The 15,850-nt window shown below is 64.7% G+C and carries 11 protein-coding genes; 4 read left to right on the top strand and 7 right to left on the bottom strand.

All coding sequences use genetic code 11. The annotated features are described in order from the left end of the window. The first annotated feature begins 63 nt into the window (after window positions 1-63). A complete protein-coding gene (locus SH412_RS20095) occupies window positions 64-972 on the top strand; it encodes a DUF1559 family PulG-like putative transporter (protein WP_336519805.1) in 909 nt (302 codons plus the stop codon). A gap of 24 nt (window positions 973-996) precedes the next feature. Here SH412_RS20095 and glgX read toward each other — a convergent pair whose 3' ends face one another. Both glgX and SH412_RS20085 read right to left on the bottom strand, forming a co-directional pair. Next, entirely contained in the window at window positions 997-3,429 is a 2,433-nt protein-coding gene (glgX, locus tag SH412_RS20090) for a glycogen debranching protein GlgX (RefSeq protein ID WP_336519804.1), read from the bottom strand. Window positions 3,430-3,601: 172 nt separating this feature from the next. After that, entirely contained in the window at window positions 3,602-7,735 is a 4,134-nt protein-coding gene (locus SH412_RS20085; RefSeq protein WP_336519803.1) for a hypothetical protein, read from the bottom strand. 382 nt (window positions 7,736-8,117) lie between these two features. Between SH412_RS20085 and SH412_RS20080 the strand changes: the two genes are divergently transcribed. Further along, on the top strand, window positions 8,118-8,564 hold the full coding sequence (locus SH412_RS20080; protein WP_336519802.1) for a hypothetical protein: 447 nt from the start codon (window positions 8,118-8,120) through the stop codon (window positions 8,562-8,564). A gap of 135 nt (window positions 8,565-8,699) precedes the next feature. On the opposite strand, the gene SH412_RS20075 is transcribed toward SH412_RS20080, so the two are convergent. From SH412_RS20075 to SH412_RS20065, 3 genes are all read right to left on the bottom strand, one after another. Next, complete coding sequence (locus SH412_RS20075) at window positions 8,700-9,308, bottom strand: HAD family hydrolase (RefSeq protein ID WP_336519801.1); 609 nt, start codon at window positions 9,306-9,308, stop codon at window positions 8,700-8,702. A 723-nt stretch (window positions 9,309-10,031) separates the two neighbouring features. Continuing rightward, complete coding sequence (locus SH412_RS20070) at window positions 10,032-10,523, bottom strand: DinB family protein (RefSeq protein ID WP_336519800.1); 492 nt, start codon at window positions 10,521-10,523, stop codon at window positions 10,032-10,034. 151 nt (window positions 10,524-10,674) lie between these two features. Beyond that, window positions 10,675-11,028, bottom strand: coding sequence for a SpoIIAA family protein (locus SH412_RS20065; RefSeq protein WP_336519799.1), 354 nt, complete (start codon window positions 11,026-11,028; stop codon window positions 10,675-10,677). A 365-nt stretch (window positions 11,029-11,393) separates the two neighbouring features. Between SH412_RS20065 and SH412_RS20060 the strand changes: the two genes are divergently transcribed. After that, complete coding sequence (locus SH412_RS20060; protein ID WP_336519798.1) at window positions 11,394-12,158, top strand: hypothetical protein; 765 nt, start codon at window positions 11,394-11,396, stop codon at window positions 12,156-12,158. Between the two features lie 168 nt (window positions 12,159-12,326). Here SH412_RS20060 and SH412_RS20055 read toward each other — a convergent pair whose 3' ends face one another. Next, complete coding sequence (locus tag SH412_RS20055; protein WP_336519797.1) at window positions 12,327-13,571, bottom strand: cyanophycinase; 1,245 nt, start codon at window positions 13,569-13,571, stop codon at window positions 12,327-12,329. A 152-nt stretch (window positions 13,572-13,723) separates the two neighbouring features. On the opposite strand from SH412_RS20055, the gene SH412_RS20050 reads away from it, so the two are divergent. Further along, on the top strand, window positions 13,724-14,308 hold the full coding sequence (locus SH412_RS20050; RefSeq protein ID WP_336519796.1) for a cob(I)yrinic acid a,c-diamide adenosyltransferase: 585 nt from the start codon (window positions 13,724-13,726) through the stop codon (window positions 14,306-14,308). A gap of 103 nt (window positions 14,309-14,411) precedes the next feature. On the opposite strand, the gene SH412_RS20045 is transcribed toward SH412_RS20050, so the two are convergent. Then, window positions 14,412-15,644, bottom strand: a complete 1,233-nt coding sequence (locus SH412_RS20045) for an FG-GAP repeat domain-containing protein (RefSeq protein ID WP_336519795.1) — start codon at window positions 15,642-15,644, stop codon at window positions 14,412-14,414. Window positions 15,645-15,850: the final 206 nt, after the last annotated feature.

Raw genomic sequence — 15,850 nt, 5'->3', positions numbered from 1 at the left:
GGGCAGGGCGTATGGTGAACGTCCCTTTGTCAGACGTGATTCCACGCAATCAGGAAGTCGCTCATGCCGCAATGCCCCGTCTGCGCGGAGCACGTTCCCGCCAGTGCCCGAATCTGCCCGCATTGCGAATCGCGGCTCGGCAAGCCCCGGTCGCACGACGACGCTGACGACGAGATCGAGGACTACGAAGATGCTCCTTCACGTCGTCGGTCCGCGAAATCGATGAATCGCAACCATTCTTCGGGCGTGCCGGTCTGGGTCTTCGTGCTGATCGCTCTCGGCTGCGTGCCGCTCCTCTGCTGCCCGGTCGGTCTCGCACTGATCCTGCCCGCAGTCCAGCAGGCCCGCGAAGCGGCCCGCCGGACGCAGGTCAAAAATCATCTCAAACAGATCGGGCTGGCCGAGCACAACTTTCACGACTCGTTCAATCAATTTCCGCCGCGCGGAGGCGAACGACTGCCCCCCGGCCAGCAGCCGCAGTCGTGGATGACCGACATTCTGCCGTTCGTCGGGCAATCCCCCCTCTATAACACGCTCGACGTGTCGAAGACCTGGGACGCGAACCCGGTGCAGGCAGGTTTCCAGACGCCGCTGGCGGTCTATCTCAATCCCTCGCTCCCGCCGATGCAGCCCGACTCGCGCGGCTACGCCGTCGCCCATTTCGCCGGCAACGCGGCCCTCGTCACCCCTCTCGGAGGCATGCACCTGCGCGACATCCGCGACGGTTCGTCCAGCACGATCCTGGCGGGGACCGTCGACGGCGGTTTCAAACCGTGGGCCGACCCCTCCAATCTCCGCGACGCGGCGGCTGGCCTCGGCGGCGGCCCCGACGCGTTCGGCTCGCCGCACCAGGGAGTCGTGCTCGTGGTGCTGGCGGACGGATCCGTCCGCGCACTCTCCAACGCGCTCGACCCCGACATTCTGCGCAAGCTCGGCGACCCCAACGACGGGGAGCAAATCCCCCCATACTGAGTCCGGCGCGCGATCGGCCGGCGGTTATTCGTTGAGCCGGGGAATCAGGACCACTACCGTGCGCGAGGCCACGGGATACGTCGATCCCGGAGCCAGCGGCTGCTCGTGCCCCGGCGTCGCGATGTCGAGCGGCGACGGGAGCGAAGTATCCATCGCCACGCACCAGTGGCACCCCTGGGGGGGCGCCGGCGGGCGGAACGTCAGCTCGCCCCAGAACATATTGAACGCGGCATACACCGTGTCGGCCGGACCGCCGTTCTGCAGATGGACGTGCATCGCCAGAGACCGGCTGCGCGCCGACCAGTCCGGCTGCCGCGGCTCCGTGCCATGCCAGGTGACTTCGAATCGTTCCCCGTGGAGTCCTTCGGCGCCGACGTGGCGGACGTGCCGCAGGGCCGGGTGTCGGGCGCGGAAGGCGATCAGCTCCCGGCAGAAGCGGAACAGATCGGCGTTGGACTCGATGAGCGTCCAGTCGAGCCAGGTCAACGGGCCGTCGTGACAGTAGGCGTTGTTGTTGCCGTGCTGGGTCCGCCCGCATTCGTCCCCCATCAGCATCATGGGGACCCCCTGGCTCAGGAACAGGATGGCCAGCGCGTTGCGCATCTGCCGTCGGCGCAGCGACGCAATCAGCGCGTCGTCCGTCGGGCCTTCGACGCCGCAGTTCCAGGAGTTGTTGTCGTTCGCCCCGTCCAGTCCGTTTTCGCCGTTGGCGGCGTTGTGCTTCTCGTTGTAACTCACCAGGTCGGCGAGCGTGAAGCCGTCGTGGCAGGTCACAAAATTGACCGACGCCGCCGGTCCGCGGGTGGGGTAAATATCGGGCGACCCAATGAGCCGCTGGACCATCTCTCCGACCATGCCGTCGTCCCCTTTGAGGAACCGGCGGACGCAGTCGCGGTACTTGCCGTTCCACTCCGCCCAGCGGCCGTACGACGGGAATGTCCCGACCTGATACAGTCCGCCGGCGTCCCAGGCCTCAGCAATCAGCTTGGTCCGGCTGAGTATCGGATCCATGGCAAGCGCTTCGAGGAGCGGCGGATTCGCCAGCGGAGTCCCGTCCGGCGCCCGGCCCAGAATGCTGGCCAGATCGAAGCGGAACCCGTCGATGTGGAACTCGGAGACCCAGTACCGCAGGCAGTTGATGACGAAATCCCGCACGACGGGATGGTTGCAGTTGAGCGTGTTGCCGCAACCGCTGAAGTTCAGATAGGTCCCGTCCGGCCGCAGCATGTACCAGGTGCGGTTATCGAGTCCTTTGAAGGAAATCGTCGGGCCATCCTCGCCCATTTCGGCCGTGTGATTGAAAACGACATCGAGAAAGACCTCGATCCCGTTGCGATGCAGCGCCTTCACCAGCGCCTTGAACTCGTCGACCTGCATGCCGACCGGCCCCGATGCGGCGAACGACGCCTTGGGAGCATGGAAGCCGACCGTGCTGTAACCCCAGTAATTGAACAGTCGCTCGCCGGTGACGGCGTTGATCCGCGTGACTTCGAGTTCGTCGAATTCGAAGATCGGCATCAGTTCGACGCAGTTGACTCCCAGCTCCTTCAGATAGGGGATCTTCTCGCGCAGCCCGGCGAACGTGCCCGGGAAGCGAACGTCGGACGAGTGGCTGCGGGTAAAGCCCCGCACGTGCATTTCATAGATGACCAGTTCTTCGAGCGGAAGCCCCAGCGCGTGGTCCCCTTCCCAGTCGAAATCCTCCGGAACGATCTGCGCCCAATAGGGTTGAGGCCCGCAACTCGATGAGACGCCCCACACGTCCCGCCCGCCGATCGAACGGGCCGAAGGATCGAGCAGGATGACTGATGGATCGAATCGGAGGCGGTCGGTCGGATCAGACGGACCCGCCACGCGAAAGCCATACTCAATTTCATCCGGGTCGATGTCGAACACGGTAATGGCGTAGACGTCCCCGATGCGGAACTCGGGAGGGATCGGAATCTCCACCAGCAGCCGGCACGTTCCCCGCTCGCGCAGCACCAGATTCACCGACGTGGCGTGCTGGGAAAAGATGGAAAAATTCACCCCGCGCGCAACCGGCGTGGCCCCGAACGGAAACGGAAACCCGCGCCTCAACGCGTACTCGCCGAAATACCGCGTGGGGTAGACGTCGATGCGGGGCATCGGGGCGATATGCGGCCGGCGCTCGGGAAGGACCGGCTCTTCAAACAGGCGCAGAAAGCCGACGGCATCGGCGAGGTTCAGCACATCCTTCGAAACATTCCGGATGGCGAGAATGCCCCCCTGCGCGTGGACTTCATGCGTCAGCAGCAACAGCATCCGCAGGCCGATGCTCGAGACAAACGTCACCGAGGAAAAATCCAGCACCAGGTGGCAATCGGGACGGACCTGGTCGACGAGCCGCTTGCGCTCCTCCGTCGTGATGGAGCTGTCCAGCCGTCCGACGAACTTGATGACGGTTTCCTCGGCGTCCTGCCGAATCTCGACTGGCACTCCAGACTCTCCCCGACGTCCCGGACGTCCGTTTTTTTGTCACCAGCGAGAGACGCATGGCCGGGGCAGGAGCGTCTTCGCGATGCCCCGAATCATTCAATCACCGGGGCGGCGATTCGGTCCGGCTTCGCCCACCCGACATGGACCTGATAGGAATTTCCACAGAACAGTGTCACTTTTTCGGAGGCTTTGCGGCGGCGGGCGTCCGCTTCGACAACCCGCGCGTAAACGCCTCGTACGCTTCGCGATACTCGGCAGGCGGGGCGCTCCGACGCGAGTCGGATTGCGGCAATTCCCGCGTCGGCTGAGACTCGCCCGAGCGGACGGCGTTACTCTTGCGCAAATCGATCTGTCGGAGCATCTCTTCGAACTGCATCTGCCGAGCCCGGTCGACGGGCGTTTCCGCCGGCTGCTGCTGCAGTTGCTTCGCGAGCCGGTCGGACCAGCCCTTTAGCTGATCCTCAGTCCAGCCGAGTTTCTCCAGCAGTTCCGGGTTCACTTCGCCCCGATCCAGATCGTCCTGCAGCTTGCGCAGCACCAGTTCCGCGGCCTGCCGGTTGTAGTCGGGGTCCGGAGCATCGCCGGGACCGACTTCCGGTCCATCCGACGCGCCCGTCGATCCCGTCCCCCCCTGGCCGCCGGTTTTCGGAGCGTTCTGAGACGGCCCCTGAGAAGGCGCGCCCCCGGGATTCTCCCCCGGTTTTCCTCCCGCCGGACTGCCGCCGCCTTTCTTGCCTCCCGACTGCTTGCCGCCGCCGGGCTGTTCGCCTCCCTTCTCGCCCCCCTTCTGACCGGGTTCTTGACCCTCGGGTTGCGGAGCGCCTCCTTCTTCGGCCTTGCCTTCGGGTTGATCGCCTGCCGGCTTCTCGCCAGCGGGTTTCTCACCGGGCTTGGCGCCCGGCTTAGTGCCGGTCTCTGACGACTCGCCCGGCATCGGGGCGCCCTCGGGCGGGTCGGTTCCTTCCCCAGTCTGTCCTGGTTTTCCGCCAGCAGCCGGCTTGGGTTTTGAACCCGGCTGACCCGGTTCGGCCGGCTGGTCCCCTTCCGCATCTCCGTCGCCCGGTTTCGGCGCACCACGTTCTCCCGGCTTGGTCGAACGTCCGTCGCCGGGCTTGGCGTTCTTCGTTTCCTGTTTGGGATCGCCCCCCTGCCGGCTGCCCGGCTTCGAGGTCGAATCCCCTTTCCCGGGACCCTCACCTGTTTCCTTGCCGCCCGGCTCTCCGGGCGGACTCTCGGGGCTTTCTCCCGGCTCACCGGCTCCTGCCGGGTCTTTGGAAGTCTGACCGGACGGGGGCTGCGCGGACTTCGGTCTGGCGGATTGCGGATCGCCGGGCTTGCCACCCTTGGGTTCGCCGCCCGACGGATTCTGGTCCGCAGATTTCCCGGGCGGATTGCTCGCCGTTTCGTCGTACGCCTTCTCGGCCGGCTTCGCGCCGGCCGGGTCCCCTTGGCCCGGCATCGGTTCCGCAGCGGTCCCCTTGCCAGGCGTTCCTTTCGGATCTCCCGGACGCTTGCCCGGCTCCGGCTTGTCCGCCGACTCCCCCTCCCCGCCCGGCTGCTTCTCGCCCTCAGCAGGCGTTCCAGTCCCCTTAGGCGGGTCGGCCGATTTCTCACCGGTCTTCGAGGTCGTCCCGGACTTTCCGTCCGGCATCTTTTCGCCCGGCTTCGTTCCTTCTTTCCCCGGTTTGTCTTCCGGTTGGCTCGCCGATGGCCCTGGCTGATCGCCTGTCGGCGAATCGGCCGACTCAGGCTTCCCGGTCGATGCTCCGGGCTTCTCACCAGGCTTGTTTCCTGGCTTCGCTCCGGGCTGTTCGCCAGGAGCCTGGCCAGGCCGGTCGCCGGGCTGCTCTGGCTTCTCGCTCCCCTTCGCAGGCTTCTCTCCCGGTTTGCTTGCGGACTTCCCCGGCTGGTCGGGCTTGTCCGACGACTTTTCGCCGTCCGGTTTCGTGCCCGGTTTCTGCTCTGTACCGGGGCGTTTCCCCCCCGGCTGTTTCTCGGCGCCGGGTTGCGGCTTGTCGCCAGGCTCAGTTCCGGTCGGCTGGGAATCGGGCTGATCGGCGCCAGTCTTCGGCGTGGTCTGTTTGCCGGGCCTCTCAACCGACTGATCGCCCGTACCACGGTCGCCGGGCTGTTTCTCGCTCCCCGGTTGATCGCCCGGTTTCTGCTTCGCTCCCGGCTGCGACTGATCCCCCGCCCCGCCCCCTTTCGGAGTCCCCGGCATCGGCGGCTTCTTGCCCGGTTTGTTCTCTGGCTGATTGGCCGGCGGCTGATCGCCCTCACTGGGCTTCGACGGATCTTTCTGCGGCGGCTTGTTGAGCTGTTCGTTGAGCAGCTTCAGGACTTCCTGATCGTCCTCGCCCTTCGGGCTCAACGGCTGCCGCTCCTCGTTCTTTCGATCTTCGGGCTTGCCACCCGTCGCCTCGCCCGGCCGGCCCGCCTCGCCCGGTTTTCCCGGATCGGGTTCCGTGCCGGGACCTTTCTCCTGGCCGTCCGGCTGTTGACCGGCGTTCGGATTCCGCGGCGGCTCGCCCGGCGGACGCTCCTCGCCGGGAGCGGGCTCAGGCGGTATCGGGGCGCGCGGATCGCTGTCGGACGCGTCCTGCGGCCGGCCGTCGCGTCCCTCGCGATTCTGCTCGGCGGACGCGTCCGCCAGTTGATCTTCCTGCTTCTTCTTCTCGTCCGCGAGCTGCTGGCGAACTTCCTCGTCGGAGACCGGCTTCGAAACGGTGATCTTCAGCTTGGGTGTGTTCTTGCGATTCGGACGCGGCTGGCGGTTGTCGGTCGCCTCGACCCAGAACGCCACTGTATCCCCTGGCATCAGGCCGAACGGCTCCAGGTTCAACTCGCTGCGGAGCAGCGTCTGCGGACGCCCGCCCGGCGACAAAGGCTGCACATGAATCACTTCTCCCGCCTTCTCGACCTGCAGCCGGATCGGTCCCAGTTCGAAGTCGGGGTCCTTCGCCTGCACGATCAGCGGAATCACCGCATTCGCCGGCGCTTCCAGATCGCGTTCCGGCTGGAGCAGGACCACTTCGGGCGCCTGATCCGGACGGACCTTCAGGCTGTAGACCGTGGGGTCCTTCTCGGTCAGCCCATCCTCAGTGTGGCAACGGATCGAGTAGTAACTGATCGCCTCGCCGGTTGCGGGGAGTTTGAGCGTCCATTCGCCTCGGAGCTGTCGACCTTCGACGACGTGCAGGGCCAGCTCTTCGCCATTCGGCCCTTCGGCCGGCTTGTCGCGGAACTCGATCTTCGCGCTGCGGATCTCCCGGTTCGTCCGGGCCTGCAGCACAACTTTCGCCCCCTCCCAACTGTCGATGTTCCCCCCCGTCAGGACCTGCGGCTCAAGCTGCATGTAGGGGGGGAACTCCAGTCGGAGCTGTTCGATCGTCGCCGACGGCGGCTGCTCGACGGCGACGCGATAGGTCTCGGAGACTGCATCGCCCGCCACCACGCGGTAGGTGAAATCCTGCAGCACCCCTTTGCCGTTCTCACCCCAGATCGACCCCGTATATCGGCCGCTCCCTTCCTGTTCCGGACGGAGCGCCACCGGCTGGTCGAGGTATTTCTGGTCCGCCGTGCTGTAAAGCACCTGGGCTTCCGGTGGCAACTGCCCCCGCAGCTCGACGGTCACCTCCAGCGGCAGTTCCGCCGTCGCTTTCGTGCTGCCCGGCGTGACCGAGAAAATCTCCGTCCGCGTGGCGACGGCGACGTTGCTGGTCGGCAGCACGCGCCACAGCGACGCGGAAATCTTCTTGGGAGAAAGCAGGGCATACAGGCAGAGCGACACCACCACGATCAGCAGCCCATAGCTGGCCCGCATCAGACCGCGATGATCCACCGCCTGCGTCAGGTCCATTTCCGACAGCCGGACCGCAGTCTGCCGCTGCAGCGTCTTGAGGACGGCCGGATTGATCGTCCGTCCGGCGTCGCGCAGATCGATCAGATTCAGCAGGCTGCTGTGCAGTCCGGGCTCGGCCCGTTCGAGTTCGCGGGCCGCGTACAGGCGGTTGATCCGCTTCAGCCACGGCCGGACGAGCTTCATGAACAGCCAGGCGCCGGTCCCGGCCAGCCAGACGAACAGGAGCACCGTCCGCGTCAACCGGTTGAATCCGCCGGGAATCACCCACTGGTCGAGGACGACGAAGACGAACAGGTAGCCCAGAAACCCGGCGACCACGGCTGCGCCGGCGGTCAGCAGGTCGGTCCAGCGGATGGAGGACCGGGTTTTTTCGAGCTGGAACTCGACGTATTCGTCAAAGTCCACATATTGCGACGAGTTTCCCGGCGGAGCGGTCGTCGACATGGGAGATTCTCTCAAGCAGCGGTTCAATCGCCGCGCGGGCGTTCCGCGGGCGGAGACAGGCGACTCTCTATTCTATCGACCGCCAGGCGGCAGGAGTGCCGAAATCTGTGAAACCGTGAGGGTGAACGGGGTGGGTCGGGTTCGGGGGATTGGAGATGATCGGGTGCATGTGTATATGCGGCAAGGTGCGAAATCCGAATCCCGACTGGAGGCGGGCAATGCGGAGTCGCCAGACCGGAATCGTTCGGCCGGATGGGCTCCGCTCCGTGCCACGGAATCTGGCTTTCCGGTGATTGCACATCCTGAGAAAGTCCTTGACGATTGCTGGCGGGCCGATGAACCTGTCGGGAAGCGCACTGCCGACGATCCTGGAGAGTCTGCCATGCTTCCGCGACAGCTCATGAGCCGGGACGACTACGACCGGTTCATGCGGGCGACGTTCTACTACGATCCGGCACTGAGAGGGACGCCCGCCGAAGAGGCGATCTGCAAGCGGCACGAGGCGCTGGCCGAGGCCTTTGCCAGGCTGCTCAAGTCGCGCGGCCTGTCGAGTCTGGACGACGTGTATGTGCTCTATGACTTCTTCCGGACGAAGCTGGTCTTCCTGAACTTCGTCGGCGACACGCAGTTGATCGCCGAGGAGCTGGCCGCCGAACTGCTGCAGCGTCCCGAGTGGTCCGATTTCGGGTTCGTGATGTCAGCCGGGGATCATGAGCCGATGCTGCTGGACGGCGACGTGGAGTGCATCACTCGCGACCGGATTCTGGTGGCGCCGAAGGAGTCGGCGGGCGATTCGTGCGGCATTGAAACCCGGAAGCGCCTTGAATGAGCGAGAAGTGAATGGGAGTCGCGAACGGCCGGAGGAAGAAGCTGATCGCTGATCGCCAGGAGCAGATGCCGCCCACGAGAACTTCTCTGGCTCTGGACTCTCGTCTCCAGACTCTCGACGTCTTCTCCGCGTCCCCTACAGCAGCTTCACCCGCCGGACCTGCAACTGCTTCTTCAGCCGGTCGACGTCGGTAAACACCTCGGCGTCCAGGCCGAATTTGCGCCCGGCTTCGACATACAACGGAATGTCGTCGGTGTAGAAGCATTCCTGCGGCACGCAGTGAATGACTTCCAGGGCCTGCTCGAAAATCGCCGGCTCCGGTTTGATCGCCCCGGCCTCGTACGAGACCACGAACCGGTCGAAACGATTCAGCACGTCGAACCGCTTCTTGATGAACTCGAAATGCCACACGCTCGTGTTCGACAGCAGCACCAGCCGATAGCCGTTCTTCTTCAGTCCGTCGAGCACCGGCACAATTTCGCGGTTCAATTCGAAAATGTCCGACGCGGCATCGATCAGATCCTGGAACTCGACTCCCTTGCCGACGATCTCCTGGAATCGACGGTGAAAGTCCTCCGCGGACATCAGCCCCCGCTCGAAATTCCATTGCACGCCGGAGTCCAGCAGCAGGCGACGAATGTCGTCGCCGCTCCGTCCGCACAACAGCCCCATCTGCTGGCACATCCGGTCGTGGCTGAAGTGGACCAGCACGTTGCCCATGTCAAAAAGAAACGAACGAATCACCGGGAAGAACCTTTCGAACGGTGCCGGTTGGGCGGTCAGTGAGGCCGGCCGGGTGCATCCGCTAATTGGCGGGCGCGGGTTTGGACAAAAGAATACTCTTGATGGGGTGTGCATTTCCGATTGCGGGATTGGGAACTTCGCGAACCCAAGCAGGGCATCCCATGCTGGTTCAGATTACGGTGAAAATTGACGGGGGGGAAGTCGAGATGGTGGAGCGCGAACTGCCGGGATCGGCGGCGGCGGCGATGGAAGAGGCGTTGCGCGAGGTCGGGCCGCGATCGGGCCGGATGGTGAGTTCTGCTGCGGACGGCACCGGGCCCTTGGCGAAACGAGTCTGTCAACTGGCGACATTTCCCCCAATTGGCGGAACTGATTCAGGATCGGCATGGACTGGGGGGGCGGGGCGGGCGCGAATGTTTAGGGGAGATCGCGCAGGATGTGGGGACTCACGCCGAACGGTTGAGGCAAGCAGAAGCCGGTCGTTGTCGCGGCCGGATCTGCGTTCTGCCGCGGGGAAAACGCTGACGGCACGGCTGTCGACGGCACTCGTCGACCGGTCCGATCGTCGCGACAAGCGGAGTCGGGGTTCCCTCCGCAAGAAATACGAACCGCCCGCGAAGCCCCCGCAGATCCCAACCGCAACCGCCGCCCAGCGACTACAGGCGCCAGCGCCCGCACCAGGTTCGACACGAAGAGGGTTAACGGCGCAGCGCGGCATCTGCGTTACATCACGACCGGCTTGCCCAGCGCCCGACGGACGGGGACCGCCTGGCCGGCATGCATCATCGGATGGGTGGCGATCAGCAGAAAGATCGATCCGACCGTCGGGAAGACCTTCCGGTAATCCTCGGGAGACGGCGCGTCGAGATCTTCGTCGGAGAACGTGGCCAGGGCCGCCAGCGTTGCGGCGTTGGTTTTCTCGAACAGCTCCAGATACGTCTGCAGCGAACAGAACTTCGCCGGATCGTCTTCGCCCGCGGCGGTCTTGCTGTGCTGTTCGACAAATCCCTGCGGCAGCTCTGCGGCAGCGCCCGGCTTGATGGCGTTCAACAGGTGGGCTTCGGATGAAATCAGATGTCCGAGCTGCCACGCCAGGTGGTTGCAGCCTTTTCCGGGTCGATTGAGCAACTCCACATCCGTGAGGTCGCCGACGTATGCCTTGAGCACGAACGTGCTCATTTCCAGCGTGCCGCGAATTGCGTCATGGGTGTTCAAGATGACCTCCAGCCCCGGGGATTGAAAGAGTCCTCGTCATCGTACTGGCAGCCCTGAAGCGATACAACGAGCCCCCCCGGGCGCAAGCGGCACGGGGCGGACTCAGGAAGCCGTAACCTATGGGCAATCGCCGCATCCTCGCAGTCGTCGATTATTCGCGGAGCCAGGCCCACGCGGCGTCGATGTCGCTGACGTCGAAGTACCGGATCTTCGCCATCGTGAACGGCTTGCAGATCGCGGCCATCCACTTCTCCCAGGCCTTATCACCGACCAGCGCAATCCGGTCGAACTTCGTGCAATGCGTCGTGGCGAACTTTGTGTCGTCCCACAGCGCGTGCATGTCCCAGCCGTGAAAGTCGTGGAACCATGCCAGCAGTCGGACTTTGCCCTCGCTCGCCGAGGTGTCGATGACCGGCACGAACAATTTGTAGTCCTCGTCGTGCAGTTTGCCCGACAGCTTGAAACCGAGGACTTTGCCGGAACTTTCGGGAAGCTGCTCGATCATTTGAGACTCCTGAATTCTGTGACTGCGAACGCTCGCGGCGCAACCAGGCCGGACACTCGATCGAAGGCCCGCTCCGCCGGTTGCCGGAAGAGCGATCGACCCGTTCCGGATTATTGCAGCATCGACGTGTCCGATGCGAGGGTCAACCTGGCGATCTCAGGTTCGCGAATTCTCCATGAAATTCCACGCGCCCGATCAAGCGCGATTCGCCGGCAGGCTGAATTGCGGCAGTTTCCGCTCCGCCCCGACGGAAGTCGGCCGGCGCAATGTTGTGGTCGAACTGGTTCCCTGCCGTTACACTGACCCTCCGGAGGGGCGGATGACCGCCGCCCGTGCGCCCGAACCCCGTTCGACGAGCCGCCGCCATGTCCCCCGTCGTTCCCCCGCCGCGCGCCGCGTCACTTTTCGGTCCCACGTCGTCCCTCCCCGATTACGAACATCCGCCCGTCGTCGAAGTCGTCCTCTGCGTCCACTGGGAGTCGCCGCTTGCGGAAGTCGGCGAAATCGCCAGAAACCTGCAGCCCACGCTCGGTGCCGAGTGGACCGTCGCTCCGGAGGCCGAGCACGGCGTCTGGACCTTGAACAACCTGCTCCAGGACGGTCGGATCCGCCTTGGCCGCCAGGCGCTCAGCGTGAGCTGGCTGGGCTATGAAGGGGGCCGCTATCCCCACTACGAATCGCTCCGCGACAGCTTCGTCGCAGCATGGGTCGCGCTGCAGGGCTGCCGCTCCGAGTTGAAAGCTGCCGCGTGGAGCGTCGGCTACATCAATCGCATCCCTCAGGGAACCGTCTGGCAGACTCCCGCCGACTGGACCTTCTGCCGGCTGATTCCGCCACTGCAGATTCCCACGTCCGCGACAGGCGTCAGTCAACTCTCGCTGCGCTGGACCTGGCCGCTCCGCGACGATCGAGGTGAATTGACCGCGGACGTCTCGCAGGGACCAGCCGTCGAAGGTCAGCCCGACTGCCTCTGGCTGTCGCTGCGAAGCGCCGGCCCGGCGACCGACTGCGAGACCGGGCTCCTCGACGGCCTCGACTTCGGCCGGCAGACGATCGTGCGGACGTTTCGCGAACTGATGACGCCGGAAGCCAACGCCTATTGGGGTCTGCTGGGGCGACCGACGCCGTAGTGTCGTAACGTCGAATCTGCGGATTTTCTCTTGGAGCAACTGGGTGACTGGGGTCGAGTCTTCGAGCCCCCAGATTCTTGCCACCTCGCTGGGGGCGGCCCAAAGCGACCGACCCCAGCCACCCGATATCGTTCCCCACTGCATAAGACAGCCACAGGAATTGGGGCCTCACCGATAGAGCGGTCCCTGGATCGCGATCGGGCGGATGTCGAGCCGGACGTTGAGAACGGTATAAGGATCCCCGATTGCCTCCGGCGATTCCCAGCTCACCGTCCCCGGGCCGCGTTGAAACCGGAATTCGAAGCCGGGCGTCGATCCCTCGCGGGCGGCAGCGCCGTCGAACGCCAGACCGATTGCCTCCTCGTGGGGGCTGTCGACAAGCTTGTACATCAGGTCCAGCAACTGCGTGTTGCCGAAGATATCGCTGTAGAACTGCTTGTGCTGGTAGTACGGCTTGAAGCCCGGCGCCCGCGGATCGATCCGGTGTTCGTCTCGCTTTTGAGTCGCCACGCCGACCTGCCGCCCGCGGAGATCAAGGGTGTCGCCGTGACTGAGATAGTGCAGCAGAATGTTCCTGGTGTTGAATCGCGGCTCGTCAGAATCAATCACGGCGGTGGAAGCGTCCATGACGACGACGCCACGATAGCCGACGACGCGCGCCCGCTGGCCCTGTTCGATCACCAGCGCCGTGTCCTCGTCGATGCCCAGTCCATACGGAAAGCCATACGTCTGCATCGCCACCAGCGACCGGCCGAACCGGCCGCGCGTCAGAAAATGCTGGTCGACAAACCAGTCCGTCGGCAGAAAACCCAGCCCGCGATCGACCTCCCGCCCCATCCGGGCGCCGTGCTGCAGTACGGGCAGTATCTGCTCCGCATCAATGAACATGATCCGGCTCATAATCGCCGTCCCGGCGCTCGTCCCGGCAACGAGCCCCCCCCGCTGATAGACGTGCCGGATCGCCTGCAGCAGCGGCGTTTCAACGCCATCCTCCCCCACCAGTACCCGGCGATAGCGGGCCTGTTCGCCGCCGGCGAGGAACACCGCATCCGCCCCTCTGACCCGCTCGATCCACTCCGGGTCGCGGACCACCTGACGGTCATCCACGTCCGGCAGGAACGGAGAGGCTGGGACGACGAACGGTTCGAGACCCAGCGTCCGCAGGTGAGCGGCGAACAGCCGGCCAGTCCGCTCGGGAAAGGAACTGGCCGTCGGAAAGACCGCCACCTTCCCCCCTTTGCCCCCCGCCAGTCGAGTCAGCTCCGACCACAGCAGCTCGTTCGAGTCCCGCTCGGAACCGCCGATCAACATCAACGAACCGCGCGGCGCTGCGGGCTCCTCTGCGGACGCGACGGCCGCCGGCAGCAGCAGGCAGCACCCACAGACCAGGACGCAAACGGTGTGGCCCGACATGAACTCGCTCCGGTACAAACTCCTGATTCCAGCGGGCGTCAGCCTGCCGGATCAGCCGCTCGCTTTCAATCGCCGCCCGATCCCGGGCTGGTCATTCGGCGCGAGCCTGCAACAATACCCGCCTGACCGATCACGGACGCAAGGACTGCTGCATGGTGTACTTGAATCGCATTTATACGAAGAGCGGCGACGCCGGAGAAACGTCGCTGGGAGATGGCCGGCGAGTCCCCAAGACGCATCCGCGGATCGGGGCCTACGGCGGCGTCGATGAGCTGAACTCGGTCCTGGGCGTCGCCATCGCCGCCGGTCTGCCCGATGCGATGCAGGCCATGCTGATGCACATCCAGAACGATCTGTTCGACCTGGGGGCGGACCTCTGCGTCCCCGAGAGCGACACGCCCCCCGAATACCCGCCCCTCCGCGTGACCGAGCCGCAGGTGACCCAGCTCGAACGCTGGATCGACGCCGCGACCGACCAGCTCGAACCGCTCACCAGCTTCATCCTGCCCGGCGGCAGCCCCGCCGCCGCCCACCTGCATCTGGCCCGCACAGTCTGCCGGCGGGTCGAGATCGGCGTCCTGGATCTCGTCGCCCGCGAACGGGTCAATCCGCAGGCGGTCATCTACCTCAACCGCCTCTCCGACCTGCTCTTCGTCCTCGCCCGCCTCGCCAACGACGGCGGCAAAGCCGATGTGCTGTGGACGCCGGGAAAACATAGGGAAGTGGCTAGTGATTAGTGGCTGGTGGCTAGTGAGAAGAAAAAAGAAGCAGAGGGCGGCTCGAACGCATGGTTCGGCCGCCCTCTGCTCTGGCGATCCGCGATGCACGATCCGCGATAAGCTACCTCTTCTGCAGCAAGACGTTCGTGCCCTTCTTGTTTGACAGCACGATGTCCGGCAGCTTGTCGCCGTCGAAGTCGCCGAAGTAATACTGCGTTCCCACGCCGGTGTCGTTGCCGGCGTCGATCTGGTGCCGGACGAACTTCTGCGGCTGGCCTTTCGTCTTGAGGATTTCGTACCAGACCATGATGACCGGGGCGCCCGGCTCGGGATCTCCCTTGGAGCCGTGGGCGTAGAACCGCTTGCCCGTGATCAGATCCTTGACGCCGTCGCCATTGACGTCCTGGTAGTGCAGGGCATGCGTCTGCGAGAAGGTCCCGTCGATCACATGCTGCTTGAACTTCGGATCGGGCGATCCGCCGAGGTTTTCGAACCACCAGACGCCGATGTGGTGGGCGGCGCTCATCAGCAGATCCATGTCGCCGTCGCCATCGAGGTCATCGACGTGGATGTCAGAACCCGTCTCCGGATCGCCGACGCCATCCCCTTTCAGAACGTGCTTGTGCAGCGTCCACGGCCCCTGACCCGGCTTGGCCGGCTGTTCCCACCAGCCGTGGGGAATGACGATGTCCTGCCGGCCGTCGCCGTTGACGTCTCCGACCCCCAGGCCGTGGTAATAGCGGTGGCCGAGCTGCGGTCCGAGCGGTTCGTCGTTGACCTTCGTGTACGTCCACTTCTCGCGGGCTTTGTCCGCCGCGGGAATCTCCAGATAACCGATCATCTGCTCGGTCTCGGACGACATCACCAGTTCCGGCTTGCCATCGCCGGTCATGTCGGCGAACTGCGGGGACTCGTTGGCCGCGCTGTGCCAGATTTCATACTGGTTCCACGGACCGGGCTTGTTCTGCGGATTCTCGAACCAGTGGCAGGGAATGCCGGGAAAGCCGATGACGATGAGATCCTGCCAGCCGTCTCCGCTGACATCGTACGCCCACAGCGCAAAGCTCCGGCTGTACCCGCCGTCGCCGATGTACCGCTTGACGCCGTCGGCCCGATACTCATGCATCGTCCACGCGCCGGCCTTGTAGAGCTTCTCGTCCCCCGGGTTCTCGTACCAGGCTTCGCCGTTGACCACGTCGAGCCGGCCGTCCTTATTGATGTCGGCGACAGTGACGCCTTCGGAGCGGAAGATGTCTTCGAGAGCGATCCGCTCCCACTTGACCGGCGTATCGTCCGCGACGGCCAGCGTCGTGCAGGCCGCGATCAGCGTCAAACCCAGAACGAAGCAATGCATACGGTGCTCCTCGGAAGTGTTTCTTGTCAGTTCGGGATGGGGTTCAGTGTAGCCGGGCGGGGATCGGCGTGCACGGTGGAAGCTGGGGAGAGTGAGAATGTCGAAAGGAAGAGGCTGATCGCTTATCGCTGATCGCGAATCGCCAGACGGGGGGAGGCTTTGCTCGCGATTTCCGTTCTGGCGATCAGCGACCCGCGATAAGCGAT

It is taken from the genome of Planctellipticum variicoloris, assembly GCF_030622045.1.
Lineage (GTDB): Bacteria > Planctomycetota > Planctomycetia > Planctomycetales > Planctomycetaceae > Planctellipticum > Planctellipticum variicoloris.
This window is presented reverse-complemented; position numbering and strand designations above follow the sequence as displayed.